Annotated in this window: 26 protein-coding genes; 9 read left to right on the plus strand and 17 right to left on the minus strand. The window is 48.7% G+C overall.

Going from position 1 to position 23828, the window contains the following annotated elements; translation table 11 throughout:
- Window positions 1–143: 143 nt before the first annotated feature.
- The 10 genes from K5I40_RS07640 to K5I40_RS07685 form a co-directional block, all read right to left on the minus strand.
- Entirely contained in the window at window positions 144–416 is a 273-nt protein-coding gene (locus K5I40_RS07640) for a hypothetical protein (protein ID WP_223074223.1), read from the minus strand.
- Between the two features lie 19 nt (window positions 417–435).
- Complete coding sequence (locus K5I40_RS07645) at window positions 436–1176, minus strand: hypothetical protein (RefSeq protein WP_223074224.1); 741 nt, start codon at window positions 1174–1176, stop codon at window positions 436–438.
- Between the two features lie 11 nt (window positions 1177–1187).
- Window positions 1188–1475, minus strand: coding sequence for a hypothetical protein (locus K5I40_RS07650; RefSeq protein WP_223074225.1), 288 nt, complete (start codon window positions 1473–1475; stop codon window positions 1188–1190).
- A complete protein-coding gene (locus K5I40_RS07655) occupies window positions 1472–1822 on the minus strand; it encodes a hypothetical protein (RefSeq protein ID WP_223074226.1) in 351 nt (116 codons plus the stop codon). The genes K5I40_RS07650 and K5I40_RS07655 overlap by 4 nt, the downstream gene beginning before the upstream one ends.
- Window positions 1823–1857: 35 nt before the next feature.
- The gene (locus K5I40_RS07660; protein ID WP_223074227.1) at window positions 1858–2454 is read right to left on the minus strand and encodes a hypothetical protein; all 597 of its coding nucleotides are present in this window, start codon (window positions 2452–2454) and stop codon (window positions 1858–1860) included.
- A 785-nt stretch (window positions 2455–3239) separates the two neighbouring features.
- Window positions 3240–3611, minus strand: coding sequence for a hypothetical protein (locus tag K5I40_RS07665; RefSeq protein WP_223074228.1), 372 nt, complete (start codon window positions 3609–3611; stop codon window positions 3240–3242).
- Between the two features lie 13 nt (window positions 3612–3624).
- On the minus strand, window positions 3625–3825 hold the full coding sequence (locus tag K5I40_RS07670; protein WP_223074229.1) for a hypothetical protein: 201 nt from the start codon (window positions 3823–3825) through the stop codon (window positions 3625–3627).
- Window positions 3822–4142, minus strand: coding sequence for a hypothetical protein (locus K5I40_RS07675; RefSeq protein ID WP_223074230.1), 321 nt, complete (start codon window positions 4140–4142; stop codon window positions 3822–3824). The genes K5I40_RS07670 and K5I40_RS07675 overlap by 4 nt, the downstream gene beginning before the upstream one ends.
- Entirely contained in the window at window positions 4139–4441 is a 303-nt protein-coding gene (locus K5I40_RS07680) for a hypothetical protein (protein ID WP_223074231.1), read from the minus strand. Before K5I40_RS07680 ends, K5I40_RS07675 begins: the two co-directional genes overlap by 4 nt.
- On the minus strand, window positions 4441–5094 hold the full coding sequence (locus K5I40_RS07685) for an HNH endonuclease (protein WP_251929580.1): 654 nt from the start codon (window positions 5092–5094) through the stop codon (window positions 4441–4443). Before K5I40_RS07685 ends, K5I40_RS07680 begins: the two co-directional genes overlap by 1 nt.
- Before the next feature lie 549 nt (window positions 5095–5643).
- Between K5I40_RS07685 and K5I40_RS07690 the strand changes: the two genes are divergently transcribed.
- Complete coding sequence (locus K5I40_RS07690) at window positions 5644–6207, plus strand: recombinase family protein (RefSeq protein ID WP_223074232.1); 564 nt, start codon at window positions 5644–5646, stop codon at window positions 6205–6207.
- Between the two features lie 684 nt (window positions 6208–6891).
- On the opposite strand, the gene K5I40_RS07695 is transcribed toward K5I40_RS07690, so the two are convergent.
- The 4 genes from K5I40_RS07695 to K5I40_RS07710 form a co-directional block, all read right to left on the minus strand.
- The gene (locus tag K5I40_RS07695; protein ID WP_223074233.1) at window positions 6892–7215 is read right to left on the minus strand and encodes a hypothetical protein; all 324 of its coding nucleotides are present in this window, start codon (window positions 7213–7215) and stop codon (window positions 6892–6894) included.
- Between the two features lie 142 nt (window positions 7216–7357).
- The gene (locus K5I40_RS07700; protein WP_223074234.1) at window positions 7358–9115 is read right to left on the minus strand and encodes a DEAD/DEAH box helicase family protein; all 1758 of its coding nucleotides are present in this window, start codon (window positions 9113–9115) and stop codon (window positions 7358–7360) included.
- Window positions 9112–9312 (minus strand): hypothetical protein, encoded by a 201-nt coding sequence (locus K5I40_RS07705; protein WP_223074235.1) that lies wholly within the window; start codon window positions 9310–9312, stop codon window positions 9112–9114. The genes K5I40_RS07700 and K5I40_RS07705 overlap by 4 nt, the downstream gene beginning before the upstream one ends.
- Before the next feature lie 266 nt (window positions 9313–9578).
- Entirely contained in the window at window positions 9579–10385 is an 807-nt protein-coding gene (locus K5I40_RS07710) for a hypothetical protein (protein ID WP_223074236.1), read from the minus strand.
- Between the two features lie 512 nt (window positions 10386–10897).
- Between K5I40_RS07710 and K5I40_RS07715 the strand changes: the two genes are divergently transcribed.
- The 3 genes from K5I40_RS07715 to K5I40_RS07725 all read left to right on the plus strand — a co-directional run bounded on the left by K5I40_RS07715 (window position 10898) and on the right by K5I40_RS07725 (window position 16483).
- A complete protein-coding gene (locus K5I40_RS07715) occupies window positions 10898–14173 on the plus strand; it encodes a hypothetical protein (protein WP_223074237.1) in 3276 nt (1091 codons plus the stop codon).
- Between the two features lie 409 nt (window positions 14174–14582).
- Window positions 14583–15458, plus strand: a complete 876-nt coding sequence (locus K5I40_RS07720; RefSeq protein WP_223074238.1) for a hypothetical protein — start codon at window positions 14583–14585, stop codon at window positions 15456–15458.
- A gap of 104 nt (window positions 15459–15562) precedes the next feature.
- Window positions 15563–16483, plus strand: coding sequence for a hypothetical protein (locus K5I40_RS07725; protein WP_223074239.1), 921 nt, complete (start codon window positions 15563–15565; stop codon window positions 16481–16483).
- A gap of 361 nt (window positions 16484–16844) precedes the next feature.
- Here the strand turns inward: K5I40_RS07725 and K5I40_RS07730 are convergent, their stop codons facing one another.
- Together K5I40_RS07730 and K5I40_RS07735 are read right to left on the minus strand one after the other, a co-directional pair.
- On the minus strand, window positions 16845–17090 hold the full coding sequence (locus tag K5I40_RS07730) for a hypothetical protein (RefSeq protein WP_223074240.1): 246 nt from the start codon (window positions 17088–17090) through the stop codon (window positions 16845–16847).
- Window positions 17091–17092: 2 nt separating this feature from the next.
- A complete protein-coding gene (locus K5I40_RS07735) occupies window positions 17093–18844 on the minus strand; it encodes a recombinase family protein (RefSeq protein WP_223074241.1) in 1752 nt (583 codons plus the stop codon).
- A 374-nt stretch (window positions 18845–19218) separates the two neighbouring features.
- Here K5I40_RS07735 and pfkB point away from each other — a divergent pair, with 374 nt between their 5' ends.
- The 3 genes from pfkB (at window position 19219) to K5I40_RS07750 (ending at window position 21497) form a co-directional block, all read left to right on the plus strand.
- A complete protein-coding gene (pfkB, locus tag K5I40_RS07740) occupies window positions 19219–20151 on the plus strand; it encodes a 6-phosphofructokinase II (RefSeq protein WP_223074242.1) in 933 nt (310 codons plus the stop codon).
- An 89-nt stretch (window positions 20152–20240) separates the two neighbouring features.
- On the plus strand, window positions 20241–20531 hold the full coding sequence (gene ghoS, locus K5I40_RS07745; protein ID WP_039029070.1) for a type V toxin-antitoxin system endoribonuclease antitoxin GhoS: 291 nt from the start codon (window positions 20241–20243) through the stop codon (window positions 20529–20531).
- Window positions 20532–20636: 105 nt separating this feature from the next.
- The gene (locus tag K5I40_RS07750) at window positions 20637–21497 is read left to right on the plus strand and encodes a fructosamine kinase family protein (RefSeq protein ID WP_139564830.1); all 861 of its coding nucleotides are present in this window, start codon (window positions 20637–20639) and stop codon (window positions 21495–21497) included.
- Between the two features lie 42 nt (window positions 21498–21539).
- Here K5I40_RS07750 and K5I40_RS07755 read toward each other — a convergent pair whose 3' ends face one another.
- Complete coding sequence (locus tag K5I40_RS07755; protein ID WP_223074243.1) at window positions 21540–22076, minus strand: YniB family protein; 537 nt, start codon at window positions 22074–22076, stop codon at window positions 21540–21542.
- Between the two features lie 145 nt (window positions 22077–22221).
- Between K5I40_RS07755 and hxpB the strand changes: the two genes are divergently transcribed.
- Window positions 22222–22890, plus strand: coding sequence for a hexitol phosphatase HxpB (gene hxpB / locus K5I40_RS07760; RefSeq protein WP_039029067.1), 669 nt, complete (start codon window positions 22222–22224; stop codon window positions 22888–22890).
- 148 nt (window positions 22891–23038) lie between these two features.
- The gene (kduD, locus tag K5I40_RS07765; RefSeq protein ID WP_223074244.1) at window positions 23039–23800 is read left to right on the plus strand and encodes a 2-dehydro-3-deoxy-D-gluconate 5-dehydrogenase KduD; all 762 of its coding nucleotides are present in this window, start codon (window positions 23039–23041) and stop codon (window positions 23798–23800) included.
- Window positions 23801–23828: the final 28 nt, after the last annotated feature.

Below are 23828 nucleotides of genomic sequence, written 5' to 3' on the forward strand. Positions count from 1 at the left end.
TAGTGAAGTTAATAGAGGCTCTGACCGCTCGCATGAAAATACGCTTATCACTTGCTGTGAACATTTCGGGGAAACGCTGGGGAAGTTGGGAAACGTATTTGATCATGTCAGGTGTCAGAGGATGAAGTAATAAAGCCCGTAGGTTATTCTGAATCATTATTCTGCTTATCTCGTAGGTACAGAAAGCCAGATGCAAGGATCTGGATCTGCTGGTTAATCTGGGAAAGGGGAATTTTGAATTGTTCCAGCGTCACGGGTTCATAGTTGGCGATAGCGGATAATAGCTGATCTGGGATCTGGGAAACTTCATCACGCAGTTGCTCAAGCTGTCGGATAATTTCGTGCTTGCGTGGTCTACCTTTCCCTTTTGATCTTGTATGACCAGGTGTAAATCCACCTTTGCCTGTTCTGTTCATCGGTAGACCTCATAGATAGTTAGCTGGCCTTACGTGCGGCCTGTTTGATTTTGGTAAAGAAGCTGGTGATCTCTGTAATAGCCTCATAACGCTGTTGCGCTTCAAGTTCACACGCTACCTTTTCACGGGCTGCACGGTCACGAATACGGATCAGCTTGTCTAATTCGACCTTATAAACGTTCTCTGCGTACTCCTGCGCCTCTTTGGTTTTGGCATAGTGCATCAGGCTGGATACAGAACGAGGGGCGCACACAATGCGCTGTGGAAAGGTTAACTCTGCGATCTGGTGATAGTCACCCTCAGAGATCTGACCAGACTCAACGATGTGTTTACGGTGATGGATGCCGTTACAGGTAATAACTCGTAGTTCAGGGTGACGGCAGTCGTTGGCGTATTTCGCGCATTCCATCAGGGTAAAGGCATCATGGAAATCTTCAAAGTTTGCCACTGCGTCACATGCGTTGCGGTGTGCTGCTGCCAGGCGCTCAAGTTTCGGGATGTATACACGTTCAAGATGAATTTTCTTTTCTGTAGGTGTCATCGCGTTGTAAGCCTGCTGACTCTGCTCATCGGCCTGATTAGCAATCTCATGCTGGATCTGGTTGAAAGCGTCAATTCGTGCCTGTGCCTCTGGGTTAACATCCTCTGCATCAACAGCGCGGGGTGTTTCAATGTGGAGGGTTTCAGCTTGTCCGGCAAATGTTTTGCCAGTAACGGGATCGGTGATAATAGCTGTCTTAGCTGGTTCAATGCTCATCATTATGTAGTTTCTCAATGTAGGGAAATAGACTCAGGAATAATAACGCTTGCGATAGTGGTATTATTCAACATCTCTGCAAGGTCTTTAATAATTTCATCGCGTACCAGGTCAAGTGCCTTTGTAGCGTTATAGTCGAGCGCGTGAAGCTCATAATCAACAGCGCGGAAAGCGTCTTTCATCGCATCAATAAAGATCTGCGGTTGATAGAAAATAGTCTCTTTAAGTTCGTTGTATGGGACATTATCAATGTCGTACTTGAATGAACCATCTTCATCGAAATAAGGTCTGATAGTCATCATTGGTCAAGCTCCTGAATCAGATCATCAACCTGTTTCTGTAATTGGGCTGCTTTGGTAAAGTCCTGCTGATTCTCACGATAGAGAATCGCGGAAACGAGGTTTTCAACCTGCTGCTTAATTGCATCACCGAAATAGCCCGGATCTCTTAACAGCTTTTCAGTAATAAGGTTGCGCGAATAGTTCAGGTTGCTGTTAGCCGTATTAAGTTGGCGGCGTAATGAATGCAGGCGCGTTTCTTTCGCTGCACGGTCTTCAATCCGCTGCTGTTCGGCTGCAAGCTGGTTTTCTTGTGTATCCAGTAGTGCGGCGATCTGTAGCACCTCTGGTGTTAATAGGTTATTGCTCATTTGTTCGGTCTCTTACATGAAGTGCGTTTATGTGGTTATGCGCCACAAGGAACAAGGTCAATTGTCAGTTTTGCCAGTTGAGCGATCACGGCATCTAATACCGCCTGCGCTGCTGTTACGCCCGTTACACCGTCAAGGCCAGTGCAGGTGTATTTGCTACCGTCGAACTGAATACCACGGAAACCATTAAGCGCAAGTGCCGTTGATTTAAGTTCAGCTTTGCGGGTGATCATTGCTGCTTGACCATCAAATAGATTCGCAGTGAGACCAGTAACAGATGGTGCGGTCAGACACACACCGACGATGTTTTTTGCGTCTGCTGCGGTTTTGAGTTCAACCGGATCAAAGTCATCACCCAAGAAAGCACCGATGAATTGATCAGGGTGAATGTCGATAGCCTGACGGGTACGCCCATTCGGGGAACTCTCTTCAAAAATAATAAAGTCAGGGGTTACAGTGCCACGTTCAAAGCGTACTGGCTTGAAAACTAGCGGTGCTGGCGGTGCTGCATGTGGCGTTAATTCTGCGCCCTGCTCGTCCTGAACTTCATCTTTTTCAGTTGCCGCTAATACAGGGGCTTGTTCCTTCTCTGCGGTTGCAGGGGTAGATGATTGTGTTTTTGTAGCTGTCATTATTTCAAGTCTCATAAGGGGTTATACGTCCAGTACATAGGCAATAAATGCGAATGCGACCAGGACAAAAACAACGGTCATTTGTGGTCACCGCTGCGGTGTTTATCGTAGAGAATCGCGCCGATGATCAGCGCGGTTAATCCGAACTCATAGAGGAAAGTCATTTTTCAGAATTCCAGATAGCAAAAAGGCTAGCTACGGTGCAGAACACCATTAGCCAGCCTCTTAATTTTTTGGTAAGGAAAGATTGCATAGTGAAACCTGCGAACAAGTAGGAACAGGGATCACACCAAAGCGTTGCACTTTGGATTTTATCGCAACTTCATGTAAAAGTTTCACTATGCAGACTTTGAGAAGAAAAGGCGCTGCAACTGTTGACGAGTAAAACAGCGCACTTTGTTTAATGGCATACACCCAAGCTCAATGGGAGTAATAGAGAAATGCAGCATTTAGTCAAAACCCTACCCTCTAATACTATCATACTGACATAAAATGTCAACTATTTTCTGTTGATTTAAATAGCTTAATGTGCTATGGAGACACGGTGCGGGGTCTGCCTGGTCTCTGGTGTGGGATGTAACCCAGATTACGCAAAGCCCTACGCATGGTTTTGACAGCCTTTGCCGCTGCTCTGGCCTCAAGTGCTGTTGCATAGCTCCCTGCGTGGATCTGTACGGTTTTATCGCCGGAAACAAAGCTGATGGATACCTTATGCGACAAGATGTCACTCCCGGTCTCATAAACGTTACCTTTGCGTTTTCTGGTCATTATCTTGCCTCTGCTGGTCAGATTGGGAAACCGTCACTGCAAGCCGCTACCTTGTGACGGGCGATAGTTTTTGATGGGTACGCGATCACCTCATACTGCATGAACTGGTAAGGGTCGAGTTCTGGCAGTACACCAGACCGCAAAACCTGTAACCCGTAGTCAGTGGTGATAAGTGGTTGCCCGGTCAGTTTCTTGAACATTGGGTTGGTATAGTCGAACGGCTCCCCGGCCTGAATTATCCACACCTGATGTGCTGGCATGGTCAACATGCGGTCATAGAACGTTTGGGGGGTTTCCCCATAGCGTAGAACGTAGATCGTGTATGGCTCGATACAGGCGGGATAGGTTGGCGAAAAGTACGGATTATCTGGGGTTGGTTGGCTGGTCATTCATAAAGTTACCTCAACATAGGGCAATAGGCAGGCTGTACGGCGTTACAAGGTTGCCTGTGCTGTTTTCGTAGTAGTCACGGTGCATCATGGCCTGCTTGTCAGCAGACGTTAGCACGGGGCGCACATAGTCTGGTTTTGGGTGTTCTTCTGCGTAGAGGTCGAACTCTGCCAGCAGTTGTGCGCGGTCAAGCTCTTGTTGCGGTCTGCTCATCCGGTCACCTCTTCAGATGGGATACCAACGATCTTACTTAGTTTTTCACCGTCCCATTGATAACGGTGGCGCTGCTGCCGTCCATCTGGGAAACGATAGTTTTCACAAGCCTTTGCCCCGGTGATCAGTTTCCTGGCGAAGTCATCAACCAATTGTTCATGTGGCGCTTCATCGGTTGGGTAAGGAGGTCTTGCGGTGATCTGTTTATAGTCATGCAGTACGGTACGCACGAAGGTATAACCACGGTCGAGGGCAAAGATAATACGGGGTTGAGTTTCACCCCGGCATTGTTTGGGAACATAGAAATGTTGGCTCATTGAATGGGTGCCTGCTTGGATAGTTGGGAAAATGAAGGTGAATTCTCACGTGCTGCCATGCGTCGATCGATGAAGTCTGACATGTTGCGGATCTGCTCAGTGGTGTACTTCTGGCGCGGGTAGTTCGTGATAGCCTGATCACCGTATAAAGCCAGCATTGCGAGATCATGTGTCTCTGCTGCAAGACGCTCTGTCTTGAACTGACCGAGGGGCATAGAGTCCTGCCCCATACGTAGCGTTGCGGTAAACACACGGCCTTTGTTCGAGACCGTTACACCGTTGAGTTTTGATTTCAGCATTAGTGGATGGTTCCTGATGTAGCTGGCTGACGTTTGGCCTGTAGATAGTCACGCATGGTAGCGATCTGTTCCGGACTGTAGTCTGAGTCTGGAAAGTTTCTGCGACCGTATTCACCGTGCAGGCAGATAGACGCAAGGTCATACGTCCGTGCGGCAACAATCGGATCTGTGAAGCTGCCTAAGCGCGTTGTAAGGTTATCAGCAGAGATACTGCTGACGAATCTGGTTGCACCTGTACGGCGATGGATACCCTTGTATGGGCTTCCCTCTGTTACGCAGTGTTTAACCTGATTTCTGATGTTCTGGTTTCTGGTTGCCTGTCGCAAATTCACCGGGCGATTATCAAGCGGGTCACCGTTGATGTGATCGATCAGTTGCATCGACTGATAACCATGCGTTAAGAACCACACAACGTGATGCACACGCAAATTAACTTGATGGGGTGTTACTGGTCGGTACAGCGCAAAATAGTAATAACGGCGGGGTTTGGGGTTCATCAAATAGACGTTTACAGGATCACCCGCTTTCGGATTGCCCTTGCGGTTGGTTTGGTCTTTCGACCAGTATAAAATCCCTGTTTGTGGGTCAAGTTTGATGTTGTTGGTGATGAACTCTTTTTCCTGGTCTGTCCAGGGTCTGATTGCTTTCGACATTACATAGTGATTACCTCAACGAATTGTTTATACAGTAATTCTATCATAATGGCACATTTTGTCAATGATTATGGTAGATAGATCTTGCATTATACATCTTTTTCTGCTATGTAGGGTGCTCTGGATAGTTCTCTGTTGCGCTGGTCTCTGAAAAGTATCTCTGCCCCCCGTCTCTGCCCTCGTTCCCTTTTTATGACTCGTTATAATTTTCTAATCCCGTCTCTGCCCCGGTTCCCTTATTATGACTCGTTTTATTTTTCTGCTCAGTCTGCGTATACGTGCCAGTGGGGTCAGAAACTCTGGTTACCTTTCGTTTGCAGAGGGACCCAAATGTATCTACAAACATAACCTCTCATTAACACTTGCAGGGTTCTGCTCACAAACTGTTTAGATAACTCAACAGCTGAACTAACCATAGCCTGCTAACACACCTGATCACATCATGCAAGTAAATTAATTCTCAGTACACTTGCAAATGTTAATTCTCAAAGGTCATCGTTTGATGTTAACATGCTTGCATAGAATACTAGCAATTGAGACAATCAGACCATGCAACACATTTACGCACGTATCAGTACAGACGATAAGAAACAGACTATTGAGACACAAAGAACACTGCTCAAGAATGCGTACCCGGCTGCATTGTTCATGTACTGTGATGAGGGTGTCAGCGGTAGCAGCAGACCTGATAGCCGTACTGGATGGAATCAGCTTGTGTCTATGCTGCAACCAGGGGATAGCGTACACGTATTGGAAATTAGCCGTATCTCACGTGACCTTATCGAAACGCTGGAAGTGTTCAGACAACTGGCAAGAATGGGTGTAACGATCACATCAGAACGTGAAGGGACATTTGACCTGAACGATCCAGAGGATGAATTTAGATTATCGCTCCTAGCCTCTCTCAACCGCCGTGAAAAGGGTGTTATCCAGAAGCGTGTAAAGCTGGGTATGGCTGCTGCTAAAGCGCGTGGAGTGCATTGTGGACGTAAATCAGATGGCGATACAGGTCTTGCCTTAGATCTGCTCAGAGAAGGTTACAGCGTTACTGACACTGTTCTGAAAAGTGGTGTTTCCCGTGCAACTGTTTACAGATTGCGGAAAGAACTCTGAACCGACAACTTTACAAATGATCTGTAAGAATTATCTTGCAGGTCTCTTTGCAGTTCCGTACAATCACTTACATCGAATCACTTCACATGGAGAAACAGCAGCACCATCACTAGCCCGAACCTTTCCGCTCATGCCCCTGCTCAGAATGGGGACTAATCCACCCCTGCCCGACGATCAGGATTGTAACAATTTCTCAACAAACATCCTAGTTACAACCCTGCAACATCATGTTTACAAAACTTTTACTCAGGTTCCTGAAAATAATTCTTGCATAAAAATGTAAATCTGCCAGGCATTAAGGCAACTGTAGAAATTCCTTATCAGTCCATTCTATCAAGTTTTCTCATTACAGATCAATAAGATAACTCATCATCGCCCTATGTTTATCTATAAAGAATCTATCCAGATAATGAATAAAAGCTCAAAATAACAGCATAAAAAGATAGGTTTATGCATCTGTTTACCGTCTGTATTTATCAGGATAAAACAGGTTAGCGCATGTTCACATGAAAAGCGCCTTGTTCGCTCCGCTCTGCTATGGCGTTTGTCGCAGATGAAGGATCGCAGATTAAGAGGATGGTTCACCAGAGCAAAGGGCGCTGACATCACGTGATGAAAGCCCGTCAAGTGTGATGCAAACTCTGAACAGATCCCCTCTTATAGTAGTTCGTTATAATTTCCCGATCATCGACCATAGGCACCAGCTTTGAAATACGACAGTTGACCTCGTTTCACTGGTTGTCGGTCGAATCGGCCTGCATGGTCTTTCATGAACATTGCCCGTTTACGTTCGGCTGTTCGTGATACCTCTACCAGCGGTATTAATTCGCCCTCGTCAAAGCTCCCTGCAATCGTCTGGACAACATACCTTACATCGTTTTCTGTCTGCTGGCTGGCTTGCACGTAGGCCATCGTTGACGGCTTAACAGTTTCCTTCCAGTGCAAGCGTTGTGTATCAGTATCATAGTAAAGCCATTCTGCAACAATGGCCTTGATAGAATCTCTCATCAGATCTTTTCCTTATTACTACTGAATCAAAAAGTGAAACGGGGGCTATAGAGTACGGCTCAAAAATGTAAACCCAGGGGTATAGATAAAAATAGCCCTCCCTTTACACTTTTTACTGCTCAGGCATCCTTGCCCCATTTCCTTACTTTGACTGCTCCGGCTGCTGCTCAGACACCGCGATCAGGTCATCCCAATACTTATTAATAGTGGGTCTGCTAATACCTGTCTGTTTATGCAGCGTAGCCTTTGTCACCTTCTGCCCCGATAACCTCAGCATGTCGATCCCCTGCTGTAGCTTCTGCTTGTTCGCATCCACCGTAGCTTTTTGCGTGGTCATGTCCTGCTCTTTTTCAGTAACCTGAACCGCGCTACTCATCAGATACGTATCGGTCTCTTTCCCTATGTACTCCTTAACCGCATCGGCCTGAAACTGATCAGCGCAAATCAGCCATGACTCTGCAAAGTCATCCGTACCGCCACGCTTACGACCGACACCACGCATAAAGAACTGATAAGGTGCATCGATGTTAGAAAAATCCTCCACTTCTTGAGCAATGTCTCTTTCATCAATACCGAAATAAGCCTCTACATCCTGCGCTGCAAAGCGTACCGTACAGAGGAACACAAATACCTGGTATTCCTTGAAACAATTCAAGCCCTGCACCATAGGAGGACACCAGATGCCCTTAACCCCTGCTGGCGGGGTGATGGTCTGCTCTGCATCAAAGATCATGTTGTCTGCGTCGAGAAGTCCGGCTGACTGCAAGCGTAACTTAATCGGATCACATAGCTTGACGTTCGATGTGATGATGAAAGGCTTACCAATACGGTTAAGCTCCTGGATCACCCCATTCATCATGTCATCAAAGTTCTCTCTTAGATTGCGCTGGCTGGCTCTCACGTTCTTTAGAACTGGCGTAACGTGGAAACGTCCAGCATTCTTATGAATCAAACGATCAGGATTCATCTCAGCCATAAGCGCGGAGTTGTCGCCCCATTTCATAACCTGCCCGGTGCGTACCATCTCACGTGCAAAAGGTGTCTTTTTGGCTCCTGCTGCCATCAAGGTAACCTCCCGGCAAGGTAACGTAAGGATCAGACTATTGCGACGTGCGGAAAGCTCATAAGTATGGTTGTCCTCATCCAGATGGTTAACAAAGACCTTATGACCAGTAACCAGCGCAACCAGTACCGTTTGATAACGTGATTCCTGTCCGGCAAGGTATTTCTTAATTGCCTCTGGGTCTGTTGCCCTGAGTACATCGCGTCCGGTGGCCTCATCCTTACACTTATGAACGTAGTTCAACCACGGGTGAATGTGCTTATCTTCATAGCAGATTGGTTTTGTGGTCTGGGTGATGAAACTTTCTGGCGCTTCATCGATAAACACGCTGGCCTTTTTGAAAAGCTCGTCAATGTCGCTGTTAACAAGGGCGATCTCTGCCAGCAGGTCAAGGCACTTATGTGTGACAATAAGAACTGGTGCATCTGCTGATCGCAGCGCCTGAATAAGCTCACCTATAACCGATGAACGACGCTTTGACGGTTTTACTATCTGCTCAGAGTCTGGATCTGTATGTGCTTCAAATTTGCTGCTGTCCAAACGTCTGCACAAGCCAGGTTGAAGCGTCTCTATGTCTTTTTCGATCTGGCGCGATAAACGGATGGTTTTGCAGCAGATGATGAAACGGTTCTCTAAGTTGGCCTGCTTATTAGCCAGTTGGATCAGTGCGTATGTCTTACCCGAACCGCAAAGGGCATCAAGTGCCAGTGCGTCACTGCGTTTATGAATACCGTCACGGATCACTGTACGGTGTTCGTCATGGGTCAGTGCTTCTACTGCTTTCGGTGAATGTTTCAGCACGTCCAGCACGGATAGATTAATTGTAATGTTGTTCATTCGGTCACCTCCACCGCCAGTGATACCGAAATGTTGTCTTGCGCTACTGGTAGACCTTGCTCGACGTATGCCAGCAGGTTCAGCATTTCCTGGTTGCGACGTTCAGCAGATGCCAGATCGTCATAAATGCCAGCGTGAAGGAAGTTACGCCCGAAAGTCACCTCATAGCGACCGGACTCAAGTTTTTTAATAGCCATAATGACCACCTCTTAGATAGTTGAGAGATGGCAAAAAGCGCGGGTTAAGTTTTTGCTTAGTTTGGGCTTAGTTGGTGCGGAGTTAGTCTTAGTTAATTTTCGTATGTTAGGCGCTAAATTTGCCTTACATGAACATCTTCCCATAGCTTGGGAATACTTGCATTGCGCTAAATCAATAAATTTTGAGATAGATACAACAAACATACATTAAACATGCAACGCTCCGTGAATTCTGGTGAGGCGTCCCCCACTCTTTCGGAAAGAATTCAAGCAGCCTTTTGCATCCTTGCCTCTTCTCTGGCCTTTTTCCGTGCGTCCTTCTGATCATCCAGGTGATCACGTAGTTTCCTGCGACCTGTTTTGATACCGTGAATTGCAGTATCGTATCTTTCACTGCCCCACTGACCGGGCACCTCTCTGAATAGCTCTTTTTCGCGATCAGCAATCATCCGGGGTGTGATCTCTGTTGTCATGTCGAAACCATACAGAAGCGCGGCGTACTCGACCGACCATCCGATCTGATCCCTTTGCATCTTAACAACTTCTAGTTCGTTCGCCCAGAACCGCTTATCACTGAATTGGTAGGTGTTTGCGCGTATGGCCTCGCGAATCTGTTTAAGTTTTGCCTCCCGTTGCCCCTTTCGTTCTTTGTAGGTAAGCACGGGCTTAGCAGTCGAGGTGATCAGATCTGCTCTGGCTCTCTCTTCGGCTAACAAAGTTTCAGTCCGGGTCAGTGATTCGCGTAACTCTGCGTTTTCTTTTTTGAGGCTGGCGATCTCTGCATCATCAACAGATGGCTGTTCAGTCGCTGGCGCTGGCTCTGCAATCGCGGCTGCTGCTTCCTTCTCTGCTTTGGCTGCTTCGCGTTTGGCTTTTGCATCTTGGTCTTTCTGGTGCTGCTCAGACTCACGGTCAAAAGCAATCGCAACAGCCCATTTTGTAGGGATGTGCAGGCGCTGCATCTCAGTGTCAGATTTAAGCCACGCTTTGAAGGCTTTCTCTGTCTGGTGCTCTTTGGCTTTCGCCTGCAAAAAGTCACAAACGGAATTGATGATAGTGGTGCTGGTAGTCATGAAGTTTTTTCCTAAACAAAGTCTACGGTAACCGTGAACTGACAGGGCGTCGGCTCATGCGGTTGCAAGGTACTGCAACGTTTTCGGTACTGCTTCGTTTAGGTTAGATAGTGGTACTACTTGACGGGCTATGCCTCGATACGAATTAAGTTACGTCTGACAATCTCAGATGTCAACGATAAAGTGATCAATACTTATGATAAAAGTCTTCTGAAATTTTATCGTAAGCCGTGTTACGCCTGATAAACAAAAAACCTACAAGTCACCGTAAATACGCTGCCATAAAACTTCTCACACCTCCTTAACAGATCTCTTCATCTTTTATTTCTCTATCTCAACTCATCTGATACAAATCTTTTTATAGTCTTAAAACACCTCTACACTCAGCCTGATCATCAAGCCATCAATCAGACTTATAAAAGCATTTAAATTCTCTTAATAATCATACAATTGATACATAAGCCACAAATAACTGTTAAATACAACTTGCTCAAGTCTTCCATAAGCGTAATATGCGCCACATCGGAACGGCGAAACGCTATTTCACATTTCTCTGGCTGGAAGACGAAAAAATGAAAATCACCATGCTTTGCACTATGAACGACAAAAATTACTCACTGACCATGCACACTGATTCTGCTGATGTCTGCTGCAAATGCACCACCACTGACCGCCTGATCACCTCAGATGTGACGCTTGCAAAGGTGCTGGCAAAGTGTGTTGAAGCTGCTCACGTTGAAGCATTGTCAATGAACAGCAAAGCTGATGTTGAACTGTCTGTTGCACATAAGCCTGCTGGTCTTTTGAAATCTGCGTTAATAGCTGCTCTGGTGATGTCTGGTTCTGCAACTGCTTTTGCTGCACCATCTCAGGTTGTCTACCACTTGCCGGAAGATCTGCAAAAGCTGTATGCAGATTACAGTTCTAAACCGACTCAGGAAGAGTTACGCCAGAAGTTTGCAGAACTCAAAGCTGCTCAGGCAGAAGGTCAGGCGCTGGAACAGTCGAACCGTGAACGTGTAGCTGCACAACATACCGATCCTGCTGCTGTTGCTCAGGCTGCTGCTGACGCTGCACAAGCCACTGCTGACCAGGCTCAACATGATACCAACTGGAACGGGGTTAAGGTTGCCGATGCTCATCACGCAATCATGGTAGCTCAGGCAGACATCGACAAAAATGCTGCTCAGATTCAGGGTCAGGAACTGGAACAAGCTAACCGTGACCGTACCTTTTCACAGCACGTTGACGTTGTCACTCAGCAGGATGTGCAGCACATCGACGACCAGAACAGCAAACAAGATGCCGCTATCCATCATGCGCAAGTTAACGCTGATGCTGCGATCAAGGGTAACGCGGTTCAGTCTCAGTTTATCAAAGCTAACGCTGATGCTGTAAAGACTGCTCAGTCTGCTGCTGACCAGGCTCAGCATGACGCCAACTGGAATAGCGTTAAAATCGATGACGCTCACCATGCAATCATGGTTGCTCAGACCGACATTGATGCTAATGCTGCGGCGATTCAGGGTCAGAAGCTGGAACAGGCTAACCGTGACCGCACCTCTTCACAACACGTTAAAGCCGTAACGCAGCAGGACGTACAAAACTTAGTAGACCAGAACAGCAAACAAGATGCAGCGATTCACCATGCACAAGTTAACGCTGATGCTGCGATCAAAGGTAACGCGGTTCAGTCTCAGTTTATCAAGGCTAACGCTGACGCTGTCCAGGGTTTGGAACTGTCGCAGGCAAACCGTGACCGTACAGCAGAGCAGCACGTTGAAACTGTCAGTCAGTCAGACCTACAGAACTTAGCGAATAAAAACGCTCAGCAGGATGCAGCTATCCACCATGCTCAAGTCAATGCCGATGCAGCGATCAAAGGTAACGCAGTTCAATCTCAGTTTATCAAGGCCAATGCTGATGCTGTTCAGGCTGCACAAGCCACTGCTGACCAGGCTCAACATGATGCCAACTGGAACAGCGTTAAGATTGAAGATGCTCACCACGCAATCATGGTTGCTCAGACCGACATCGATGCTAATGCTTCTGCTATCGAGGGACAGGCTCTGGAACAGGCAAACCGTGATCGTACGTCAGGCCAGCACGTTGAGATTGCCTCTCAGCAGGATGTGAAAAACTTAGCGGATAAAAACGGCCAGCAGGATGCAGCAATTCACCATGCGCAAGTTAACGCTGATGCTGCGATAAAAGGTAACGCTGTTCAGTCTCAGTTTATTAAGGCTAACGCTGACGCTGTTAAGACCGCTCAGACTGACATTGACGCTAACGCTGCTCAAATTCAGGGGGCGCAGATGGCGCAAGCTAACCGTGAACGTACAGCAGTACAGCACGTTGAAACAGCCACTCAATCAGACCTACAGAACGTGGCAAACAAAAACGATCAGCAGGACGCTGCCATCCATCATGCACAAGTTAACGCAGATGCTGCCCTCAAAGGTAATGCTGTTCAGTCTCAGTTTATCAAGGCCAATGCTGATGCTGTTAAGACTGCTCAGGCTGCTGCTGATAAAGCACAGCATGACGCCAACTGGAACGGAATTAAGATTGATGACGCTCACCACGCTATTATGGTAGCTCAGACCGACATTGATGCTAATGCTGCTGCTATCCAGGGGCAGGCTCTGGAACAGGCGAACCGTGAACGTACAGCAAGCCAACATGTTGAGGTTGTCACTCAATCTGACCTACAGAACATCGAAAACCAGAACGGCCAGCAGGATGCAGCGATTCACCATGCGCAAGTTAACGCAGATGCTGCGCTCAAGGGTAACGCTGTACAATCTCAGTTTATCAAGTCTAACGCCGACGCTATTCAGGGTCTGGAACTTCAACAGGCAAACCGTGACCGCACAGCAGAGCAGCACGTTGATCCGGTTGTAGGTCATGACGGTAAAGATGGCGTTAATGGTGTCGATGGTAAAGATGGTAAAGATGGTAAAGATGGTAAAGATGGTAAAGATGGTGTCACCACTGTTGTTACCGATACAGCTACACAGGAAACTGTGCAGGCTCTAAAAGGGGCAGCACTGGCAGATGCGAACCGCGACCGTACAGCAAGCCAGCATGTTACCGAACAACCTACCACAACCGACACCAACCTTCAGGAGGCTGTAAAAGGTCTGCAACTGGCGCAGGCTAACCGTGATCGCACTGCTTCACAGCACGTGACCGAACCATCACCAGCGGGTAAAAACGGTCTGCAAGGTGCAACGGGTCAGGATGGTAAAAACGGTGTTGACGGTGTGACCACAACGATCACTAAAGTAGAGACCGACACTAAGACGCAGAAACAGGTTGCGACTAATGAATCTGTAATTGCCACTAACTCTAAGCTGATTTCCCGTAATGCTGGTAACATTCGCGCAGTCGGTGAAGAGGTGAATGCTCAGGGCGATTACATCCAGCGCCAATCTCAGGTTATCAACGCGCAGGGCGCTGTCATCAGCCATAACTCTGCACGTATTGATCAGAATACCGCTCAGATTCAACATAACAGTCAGCAAATTGAACGTAATAAGCGTGAAATTGACGACACTAAAAAGGATCTGAAACGTGGTCTCAACAATGCAGCGGCAATGACTGGCCTGCATTACCACTCTAATGACTCTTACGCAATTTCGACTGGTACAGCGAACGGTGATGGTGCAGCAATCGCAGGCGGCCTGTCTCACAGTTTCACACAGCACACAGCCGCAACTGTTCAGGCATCAACCTCAATGGATGGCGGTTGGATGGCGTCTGTCGGATTTTCAGGGGACTTTTAATGTCACCGATGAATGAACGCAGGCTTGTTTTTGGGGTTTACTTTATGACTCTCTTCTTAGGCGCATGGCTTATCTTAGCCTAATGCACTAATCATTCCTGAATGAAACCTAAGCCCCCTGTTTAAACGCAGGTGGGCTTTTCTGCTTTTATGACGGCAGGATTTATCACGCTAATGATAAACACGCTGGATGGTGGCAACTTAAAGCGATGTCTATCGTAAAAATCAGGGTACTAGTTGACGGTAAACCCCTAAGGTTTATTGATGGCATGTGTTGTGATTTGATGTGTGAGTACGCATTTGCTTACAGCTCTGTCCGTTTTAAGGCTTTTCCCGCACTTGCTGTTACAACAACGTATACACTAATTGTGGTAGTATGTTTGGGTTAGACACAACAGGAAAACTATAAAATGACCCACGATTTTTTCGAGATTGCTGGAATCGATCCAGGCGTGAAAGAAATTAACGATCTGCACTACGTGCTTCGTGAAGACAAAGACACTGCGTTTTCAATCAGTGCAGAGGTTGCGCAATGGTTCAGACAGACTCTGATTGCGTTTAAAGGTCAGAAACTGCCTCTGTTAAAAAACTGCCGCTTTGCTCTGGCTGATGGTTCGGAATTTATCGAAATCGACGCTAAAGGCAACGTGAAGCCTATAACCACCGTTCGGCCTGACTGGTATCCTGATCCAGGTGAATTCCTGCGGGAACAGTGGTTAAAGAATAAAGAAATGCACGATCAGAGTATTGTCGAATTTCTGCGTAACTTCCTCGAAATGTTCCCTGATGTAAAAGACCGTAGACTGCATGGTAATTTTTTGCTGAATTTAGAGCTTGATAAACTCCCTTCTGCTATGCCTGCTTATAATGCTAAACAAACAGTAGGTAGAGTGGGTAATAGAAATAAGCTCTCGACTCAGCCAAAAGTTGCTGACCTTAATTCTTTTGAAATGTTCCAGACTTTTTATCAGAATCTTGAGGGCGCGGTAAGTGCTAACCGATTCCCAACAATGCAGCTCCTGACTGGCTTTGATAACATCGCGAAAGCCCCAACTCCGTTGAAAGGTTCGGTTAGAACATGGTTTAAGGCAATCACTGGTGAACTGCCTCCTAATAATAAAAAGGTACAGGCTGGTCACGCAGACGTGTTTTGCGCACCTATTCAAACTTCGTTGCAGCAAATCAAAGATTACGGGCTTGAAAAGTTTTACGCTGAACTTTCCCAGGCTATACAGCAGGCGGGAGATCTCGACCTGAATAAATTTGAATACAAGCTGCCGAATTAATTTTGGATTAGAGAAATAAGGCTGGCATTTATACTGCTGGCCTTTTTTATGTTTTGAAGATAATAAACTTTAGCATTCAGAAAGTTATTAATCTGGTTGTAACTATGGTTAACTCTGATTGTGCTCCATTGTTAACATTCGTTCAGCAACTACCAGTTGCAATCGAATACTTACAAAGGGTAGTTTACGGTCTGACCTATTTACTATCGGAAACTGCTCACATGAGAACTTTCTACGAACAGCAGCAAGGCCAGTTGACGACCGCTGAATCTATCGCAACTGCACCAGACGGAACTACCACTACGATCAGCTCTGACATTGCCGCATTCTTTCGAACTGCTGTTAAGTACGCGCCTGTGATGGCAGATTTCAGCAACTCTGATTTCTATTTCCTGGATGGAAGCGCAAAGCACTTTGACGCTAAGGGTAAACATAGTGACCTTGCAGGACTGGATGCAGACCAGATTAAACGCACCTCGTTGCTCATCAAGTATGATCTCCAGGGCGCTACGCTGGCAGATGCAATCACCAAACTTGAAAAGCTTTCAGAAGAGGATCGCTTGCCCGTGATTCTGTCTCTGTTCGGTGTGAGATACACACTCTCAGACCCACCACAAAAGAAATCGAAAGAGAAAGGCACACGCGATACTGCACCGAAAGTTAACGCCCCTGATAAGGCAACTGTTCAAAAGGTTGTCGAATTCCTTAAAGAACGAATTGCATTATTCGATGCAGGCGATGTTGAGCAAGGGAAATACTCAGCTAAAGATGCTTATGAAGCAATTAATGGTTCTGCCCGTGCGGTAACCCCGTTGCAGAAATCTGTTGCTACCGTACACAAGGCGATCACTGGTCATGAACTCCCTGGCGCTAACATCAAGACATTCTTTGACGCTGATAACATTCAGGCCATCCGTGACGGCGTGGCGAAGGTCGAAAAGGAAGGTGTGGATCAGTTCGCTGACCGTCTGATAACCGCTGCTAAGGCTGCTCAGGGGTCACCGTTGAAAGACTTCACCATGTAATGCTGATCGTGGGGCTGGCTCTTTCTGGGGCTGGCCTTTTTCTTTTCAGGAGGGCAACACTTGCGACCGATCATCAACATTCTTGCTGGTATCTTTGCCGCTCTGCTTATCGTGGCATTCTTGCAAAGCATTGGCATCATCTGATCGTTTAAATAACCCCCCCTTGTCCTACAGCCACTTTAAAGAAAGTCCCTCAGAACGCGATACAGTGCGTTTTAAAGGTACATTCCAAAACGGAATGAATACTTGTTATGTTATAACAAAAACTCATTGGACGAATACTTGACAAACACGGTATTCTTATTCAATGGGGTTTCACCTTAACAGATCCCTCTTAACAGTATTCTTTACAGACCACTGATCAGTCATCCATGTCATACTCACCTTTCCATTCGTTATCATCCAGATAGACGATTTGACCGCCCTGCTCATAGTCCCTCGTAAATCTGTCTCCGTTAAGATCTTCCTCTACCGCTATTGATGAAAATTGTCCATGCCCTAACAGCCTCTCGTTCTCCCTGATAGTAATGGCATGGAAACGTTCTGCTCGTCGTTCCTGATCTTGTGCCAACATCTGAGCGTATTCGTCATAGCTATCTGTGCTCATCGTCACTTACCTTTGATGTAAGAATCTGTCACCGAGTAGATGTCTCCGAGGTCGATCTCTTTGGTCGGTTTCTGGATAAGAGCCATCCGCTCGTCAGTTGGTTCTGGAAGTTCCTTCTGTCCAGACATCACCTGAGTGACCTCTCGTAAGTTTGCCTTTGAATCGATCTCGAAGCCTTTCATCTCACTGCCATTCACAAGCAGTACGTCCATTGTGCGTGTATTGGTGTTCAAGGTAATGCGCTTGATCATCCGTTTGATAATAATTTGTGCCTGAAACCGTCCCTCGAAAGTAGATAGGTCAAGATGATCCACAGATTCGAATTCTGTAGCGTCACGTTTCGTCTTCAATGCGTCGATCTGCGTATTCAGTTCTGACTGTCGTTTGGTGTTCGCCTTTAGACGTGACTTGAGTTCATCAGTAAGGCCGCTTATCTCTGCAATGTCGTAGATGTTCTTTGCACGTTGAACAAGCTGGTCACGCTCGTTTTCAAGTTCAGCAATTTGCACTTCCAGCGAGTCATTGACGTTCAGCTTTGACAGGTTCGGGATCAAATTCTTCAACAGAGCATTGTCCACTTCTGCACGGTTAATCGAGATTTCCTGACATGCCTTTACTCTGGTATTCGAACATTGGTAGATCCCTGCGTACTTCTCACGAGAACCGTAGACGTTGACGAGACCTCCACATTCTGAGCAGACGATTGACTTCTTGAACAGCTTAATCGAGTTGACTTGAGTTGTGACAGATTTACGACCTGCCTGCTCATCTTTGAGCATCTGGATAGAAGCGAACATTGCAGGATTGATAACCTGCGGGAAGTAACCAGGAATCTCTTTGCGAAGCTGACGCTTTGGTTTCAGTTTCCGAGTCTTGATCTCTTTTCCCGTCAACGGATCAACCTCAACCACGACGACACTGTTTGATGGTGTCATGCTTTGCTCTGCCAGGTAACCCATGACAGCACGGTTAGAAAGCAGTGTTGATACAAATACGCCATCCCAATTCACACGGACACGTGCTTTCTTATACTCCTTACCCTCTTTGACCTTACGGTTCGAAGGCACAGCAACTCCCTGTTCGTTGAAGTGAGCAGCGATCTTGTTGCAGGACTTACCATGCAAGCGCATCGAGAAGACTTCTTTGACCAGTGCTGCACGTTCAGGGATAACTTTGTTTTTGTCGTTAGGGTCAATCCACCAAGGAACGTTTTTAGTAAGCTGTGCGCCATCCCCAGCCTTATCTTGTTTCTTATCCCATGCAGTGTTAACCATCTGCGATTTGCGAGAAGACTCACCATGTGCGCGTGAAGACTCCATAACGAACATCATCAACTGCATGTCATCCATCTCACCAGTGAGAAGCTGATGAGTTGAAAGGAAATAGACGTTGACACCCTTTTCCAAGATCTCAGTTAGCAGACCGATTGCTTTCGTTGCCTTTTGACGACCGAACCTGTCCACGTTCTCAATTAGCAAAGTTGGCTGTTCAAATCGCTGAAACTTCCCAGCATCGAGATCTGACAGGAACCGTCCAAAGTCACCTTTCGAGATGTGAGATCCAGAGAAGCCGGAGACTGCTTCATCCGTATACGTGAAAGCTGGTGATGTGGTGAATTCCTTTCCGTCTTCCGATTCCAGCCACTGGTTGATCATCTGCTGCTGACGTTCGAGAGAACTGTTTCCCGTCTGTGAATCAGACGAGTAACGCCGATAGGGGATAGCCAACTTTGCCATTTTCAAAACCCGTTCCATAAACAATTTCCCCACTATAGCGCGTCAAAAGGGCAATGTGTACGGACTTTAAAAAATGTTTTATAGACCTTGAAATGTTCATTTATAAAGAGTCCGTACAACAAAAAAAGAGACCATTACGGTCCCGGAAACTTTCTTGCGGATCAATGCCATGGGATCCTTAGAAAGGTTACAAATTATAAAAAGGCTCAAATAACATAGCAATGATTTCTTGTTTCATTTTTGGAATAAGAACGATCTTAAACCAGCCCGATATTTATAAATAAAAGTCAGGGTACGTAAAGGTATTTATATTGAAAATCATATTGTTAATACTTTCGCTTCTGTGGGTTCGGTGCCAGGCTTAATGCGAACCTCACTGACAGGAGATAAGCATGGATCGTATCTTTACGTTGACGCTCTCCCCTTCTCTGGACAGCGCAACCCTGACGGCACAACTCTATCCTGAGGGTAAACTCCGCTGTAGCGTGCCGGTTTTCGAGCCCGGCGGCGGCGGCATTAACGTCGCCCGCGCTATTACCCACCTTGGTGGCAAAGCCACCGCCATCTTTCCCGCAGGCGGCGCGACGGGCGAACATCTGGTCTCGCTTCTTGCTGACGAGCAGGTCGCCGTCGATACGGTCGAGGCCCAGGACTGGACCCGGCAAAACCTGCACGTCCACGTTGAATCCACCCACGAGCAGTACCGCTTTGTCATGCCAGGCGCGACGCTGAACGACGATGAGTTCCGCCAGCTCGAAGAGAAAGTGCTGGCTATCGAGAGCGGCGCTTTGCTGGTTATCAGCGGCAGTCTGCCGCCCGGGGTAAAAACCGCAAAACTGACGCAGCTGATCCGCGCCGCCCAGCAGAACGGCATTCGTTGCATTGTCGACAGCTCCGGCGAGGCGCTCAGCGCCGCGCTGACGCTCGGCAACATCGAGCTGGTCAAACCCAACCAGAAAGAGTTGAGTGCGCTGGTCAATCGCGATCTGAGCCAGCCTGATGACGTGCGTAAGGCCGCCGAGGAGCTGGTGAAAAGCGGTAAAGCGCGGCGGGTGGTGGTCTCCCTGGGTCCGCAGGGTGCGCTGGCCGTTGATGAGACCGGCTCGGTGCAGGTTGTGCCCCCGCCAATGAAAAGCCAGAGCACCGTCGGCGCGGGCGACAGCATGGTGGGCGCAATGACCCTGAAGCTGGCGCAGGGGGCCTCATTACGGGAGATGACCCAGTACGGCGTGGCGGCAGGCAGCGCGGCGACCATCAATCATGGCACCCGCCTGTGCTCGCTGGAGGACACGCAGAAGATATTCACCTATCTGGTCAGTGTGTAATGACTGCCCTCCCGGTTACCCGGTGAGGGCGACAAATGGCATGAATCAACTATGCTAAAAAAACTTTCGGGATAACAACGAGGTGAATTATGAGCAGCGGAGATATCGCGCGCTACGTGGTAACCATCAAAGTTCATGAAGACACGCTGACAGAGCTCAATGAAATCAACAACAATCTCACCCGCGGTGGTTTTTTAATGACCATGACTGATGATGAGGGCAACCTGCACGAGCTGGGCACCCATACTTACGGCCTGGTCAGTCCGCTGAGTGAAGATGAGGTAAAAGCGCTGGCATCAGGGCTCGTGGAGAGCGCAACCGGAAAAGAGCCGCAGGTTGAGGTGACGCGCTGGGAAACCTGGCAAAAAGCGCAACAATAAGTGCCCCCGGGCCAGCCAAACGGCCCAACTGTGCGTTAGCTCGTATTTTTTAACCATAGTTTCACGCTAACTTTATGATCTGGCAGACAACATGGGAGAGCGATCATGTGGCAGGCTATCAGTCATCTTTTAAGTGAACAACTGGGCGAAGGTGAAATTGAACTGCGTAACGAGCTGCCAGGGGGTGAGATCCACGCCGCGTGGCATCTGCGCTATGCGGGTCGTGAACTTTTCGTAAAGTGTGACGAACGCGAACTGTTACCTATCTTCACGGCAGAAGCTGACCAGCTGGAACTGCTCTCCCGCAGCAAAACCGTACATGTTCCCCAGGTCCGGGCCGTCGGCAGCGATCGCGACTACAGCTTTCTGGTGATGGACTATCTCCCGCCCCGCCCGCTGGATGCCCATAACGCCTTTATTCTGGGGCAGCAGATCGCCCGCCTGCACCAGTGGAGCGATCAGCCGCAGTTTGGCCTCGATTTTGACAACGATCTCTCCACCACCCCGCAGCCCAACGCCTGGCAACGACGCTGGTCGACCTTCTTTGCCGAGCAGCGTATTGGCTGGCAGCTGGAGCTGGCGGCGGAAAAAGGGCTGGAGTTCGGCAATATCGACGCCATTGTCGATCATATTCAGCAGCGTCTGGCCTCGCACCAGCCGCAGCCTTCCCTGCTGCACGGCGATTTATGGTCAGACAACTGCGCGCTGGGCCCTCAGGGTCCCTATATCTTCGACCCGGCCTGCTACTGGGGAGACAGAGAGTGCGACCTCGCCATGCTGCCGCTCCATCCTGAGCAGCCGCCGCAGATTTACGACGGCTATCAGTCGATATCCCCGCTCCCGGCTGATTTCCTGGAAAGACAGCCGGTTTATCAGCTCTATACACTGATGAACCGAGCCATTCTGTTTGGCGGCGAGCATCTGGTGAAGGCGCAGAGAGCGCTGGAGAGAGTGCTGGCGGCATAGCGCGCAGGCTGCCGGGCGTCCTGACCCGGCAGCGAAGAACGTTTACAGCAGGCCGAGCAGGGTAAACAGGAAATACCCGGCGACAATCATCAGCACCGGCAGCACGTAGAGCGTAAAGATTTGCAGGAAAATGGTGTTATTCGGCACCACAATGCGTGATTCGATCTGCTCGCGGGTTAACCCCTCTTCCCCTCTCGCGTTCTCCAGAATCAATTGAGCTTCTAACCCCTCGCGGATCATGCGGGTCTGACGGCGCATCTTCGCGCCAGAGGCCTGCAGCGCCAGGGCAATAAAGACCAGAGCAAAAATAATCCAGAAGGCGACGTTCATCCCGTGACGGAAGTCAGGCGTCGGCGAGTTGTACCAGAAGAAATTCAGGAACGGCGTATTGAATCGCATCATCTCAATCATGACATGGGCAAAATCAAGCATCACGGCGTTGATGCCCGCCTGTTTCTCGCTGTGGTCATAGATAAATTTCAGGACGGAAATAATGGTCGAGATCACTGACGGAATAAAAATCACCCATCCAGCGACCTGTTTCAGTATCGCGATACGTCCAGCTTGTTGATATGTCATTGATTCCTCATTTTCAAATTACATCCTTTGAGGCTAAGTCTACCTGCTGGTTGTCATTTTCGCCCGCTCTTTACGGGTGATATGCTAAATTGCCGGGGTGAGGTAGCGCTTACCCCCTGCTAAAACCAACGAAAGGAGAGGTTGCATGTCGACGCCGCGTCAAATTGTTGCTGCCATTTTTGATATGGATGGATTACTGATTGATTCCGAGCCGCTGTGGGATCGGGCTGAACTGGATGTGATGGCCAGCCTGGGCGTGGATATCACCCGCCGCCACGAGCTGCCGGATACGCTCGGCCTGCGCATCGATATGGTGGTTGAGCTCTGGTACGCCCACCAGCCGTGGGTCGGCCCGGGGCGTGATGAGGTGACCGATCGCATCATCAACCGCGCCATTACCCTGGTGGAGGAGAACCGCCCGCTGCTCAAAGGCGCGCGTGAAGCCGTGGCGCTGTGCAAAGAACAGGGACTGAAGGTCGGACTGGCTTCCGCTTCGCCGCTACATATGCTGGAAAAAGTGCTGATCATGTTCGATCTGCGCGACAGTTTCGACGCCATGGCCTCGGCTGAAAAGCTGCCCTACAGCAAGCCGCACCCGCAGGTGTATATGGACTGCGCCGCGAAGCTGGGCGTTGACCCGACAGCCTGCGTGGCGCTGGAAGACTCGGTGAATGGTATGATCGCCAGCAAGGCGGCGCGGATGCGTTCTATCGTCGTCCCTGCCGAAGAGAACCAGCACGACGCCCGTTACGCGCTGGCGGATGTAAAACTGACCTCCCTGCAGGAACTCACCGTGGCGCATCTGCGCGGGTGAGTGTCAATGGCGGGCAGCGCACCGTTGCCCGCAAATACGATCGCATTTCAAATTTTTAAAACGCCATTTCATTTTAGTTTGATCTTATTTCCAACTGCTTCTATGCTTATCTCAGAACAATAATACCCCCCTACACTCTGAGGTCCGTATGATACTGGATGCCTTTAATCTTTCAGGAAAAGTTGCCATCGTTACCGGCTGTGATACCGGCCTCGGCCAGGGCATGGCGCTGGGTCTGGCGCAGGCTGGCTGCGATATCGTCAGCGTCAACCGTCGCATCCCCGAAGAGACCGCCGCAGGCGTTAAGGCGCTGGGACGTCGGTTTCTGGCTATTCAGGCCGACCTCAGCAAGCAGGATGCCATCGACAGTATTGTCGAACAGACGGTTGCCGGAATGGGACGCGTGGATATTCTGGTGAACAACGCTGGAACCATTCGTCGGGAAGACGCGCTGACCTTCAGCGAAAAGGACTGGGATGACGTCATGAACCTCAACCTTAAATCGGTCTTTTTCCTTTCGCAGGCCGTGGCCCGCCAGTTCATTGCCCAGGGTCAGGGCGGCAAAATCATTAATATCGCTTCCATGCTGTCGTTCCAGGGCGGGATCCGCGTTCCCTCCTATACCGCCTCCAAAAGCGGCGTGCTGGGGATCACCCGCCTGCTCGCCAACGAGTGGGCGCACCACGGCATCAACGTCAACGCCATCGCGCCGGGCTATATGGCGACCAATAACACCCAGCAGCTGCGCGACGACGAACAGCGCAGCAAAGAGATCCTCGACCGCATCCCCGCGGGGCGCTGGGGTAAGCCGGACGATCTGGAGGGCCCGGCGGTCTTTCTCGCTTCATCCGCGTCGGACTATGTGAACGGCTACACCCTGGCCGTCGATGGTGGCTGGCTGGCGCGTTAACAGCTTTGTGACAAAGAGTTACACCGTC

It is taken from the genome of Leclercia sp. LTM14 (genome assembly GCF_023736175.1).
Taxonomy (GTDB): domain Bacteria; phylum Pseudomonadota; class Gammaproteobacteria; order Enterobacterales; family Enterobacteriaceae; genus Enterobacter; species Enterobacter barmai.

Excerpts from the sequence above, each read along its gene's own strand:
- K5I40_RS07640 (WP_223074223.1), bottom strand. The coding sequence starts at position 416 with ATGAACAGAACAGGCAAAGGTGGATTTACACCTGGTCATACAAGATCA.
- K5I40_RS07645 (WP_223074224.1), bottom strand. The coding sequence starts at position 1,176 with ATGATGAGCATTGAACCAGCTAAGACAGCTATTATCACCGATCCCGTT.
- K5I40_RS07650 (WP_223074225.1), bottom strand. The coding sequence starts at position 1,475 with ATGATGACTATCAGACCTTATTTCGATGAAGATGGTTCATTCAAGTAC.
- K5I40_RS07655 (WP_223074226.1), bottom strand. The coding sequence starts at position 1,822 with ATGAGCAATAACCTATTAACACCAGAGGTGCTACAGATCGCCGCACTA.
- K5I40_RS07660 (WP_223074227.1), bottom strand. The coding sequence starts at position 2,454 with ATGACAGCTACAAAAACACAATCATCTACCCCTGCAACCGCAGAGAAG.
- K5I40_RS07665 (WP_223074228.1), bottom strand. The coding sequence starts at position 3,611 with ATGACCAGCCAACCAACCCCAGATAATCCGTACTTTTCGCCAACCTAT.
- K5I40_RS07670 (WP_223074229.1), bottom strand. The coding sequence starts at position 3,825 with ATGAGCAGACCGCAACAAGAGCTTGACCGCGCACAACTGCTGGCAGAG.
- K5I40_RS07675 (WP_223074230.1), bottom strand. The coding sequence starts at position 4,142 with ATGAGCCAACATTTCTATGTTCCCAAACAATGCCGGGGTGAAACTCAA.
- K5I40_RS07680 (WP_223074231.1), bottom strand. The coding sequence starts at position 4,441 with ATGCTGAAATCAAAACTCAACGGTGTAACGGTCTCGAACAAAGGCCGT.
- K5I40_RS07685 (WP_251929580.1), bottom strand. The coding sequence starts at position 5,094 with ATGTCGAAAGCAATCAGACCCTGGACAGACCAGGAAAAAGAGTTCATC.
- K5I40_RS07690 (WP_223074232.1), top strand. The coding sequence starts at position 5,644 with ATGCAACACATTTACGCACGTATCAGTACAGACGATAAGAAACAGACT.
- K5I40_RS07695 (WP_223074233.1), bottom strand. The coding sequence starts at position 7,215 with ATGAGAGATTCTATCAAGGCCATTGTTGCAGAATGGCTTTACTATGAT.
- K5I40_RS07700 (WP_223074234.1), bottom strand. The coding sequence starts at position 9,115 with ATGAACAACATTACAATTAATCTATCCGTGCTGGACGTGCTGAAACAT.
- K5I40_RS07705 (WP_223074235.1), bottom strand. The coding sequence starts at position 9,312 with ATGGCTATTAAAAAACTTGAGTCCGGTCGCTATGAGGTGACTTTCGGG.
- K5I40_RS07710 (WP_223074236.1), bottom strand. The coding sequence starts at position 10,385 with ATGACTACCAGCACCACTATCATCAATTCCGTTTGTGACTTTTTGCAG.
- K5I40_RS07715 (WP_223074237.1), top strand. The coding sequence starts at position 10,898 with ATGCGCCACATCGGAACGGCGAAACGCTATTTCACATTTCTCTGGCTG.
- K5I40_RS07720 (WP_223074238.1), top strand. The coding sequence starts at position 14,583 with ATGACCCACGATTTTTTCGAGATTGCTGGAATCGATCCAGGCGTGAAA.
- K5I40_RS07725 (WP_223074239.1), top strand. The coding sequence starts at position 15,563 with ATGGTTAACTCTGATTGTGCTCCATTGTTAACATTCGTTCAGCAACTA.
- K5I40_RS07730 (WP_223074240.1), bottom strand. The coding sequence starts at position 17,090 with ATGAGCACAGATAGCTATGACGAATACGCTCAGATGTTGGCACAAGAT.
- K5I40_RS07735 (WP_223074241.1), bottom strand. The coding sequence starts at position 18,844 with ATGGAACGGGTTTTGAAAATGGCAAAGTTGGCTATCCCCTATCGGCGT.
- pfkB (WP_223074242.1), top strand. The coding sequence starts at position 19,219 with ATGGATCGTATCTTTACGTTGACGCTCTCCCCTTCTCTGGACAGCGCA.
- ghoS (WP_039029070.1), top strand. The coding sequence starts at position 20,241 with ATGAGCAGCGGAGATATCGCGCGCTACGTGGTAACCATCAAAGTTCAT.
- K5I40_RS07750 (WP_139564830.1), top strand. The coding sequence starts at position 20,637 with ATGTGGCAGGCTATCAGTCATCTTTTAAGTGAACAACTGGGCGAAGGT.
- K5I40_RS07755 (WP_223074243.1), bottom strand. The coding sequence starts at position 22,076 with ATGACATATCAACAAGCTGGACGTATCGCGATACTGAAACAGGTCGCT.
- hxpB (WP_039029067.1), top strand. The coding sequence starts at position 22,222 with ATGTCGACGCCGCGTCAAATTGTTGCTGCCATTTTTGATATGGATGGA.
- kduD (WP_223074244.1), top strand. The coding sequence starts at position 23,039 with ATGATACTGGATGCCTTTAATCTTTCAGGAAAAGTTGCCATCGTTACC.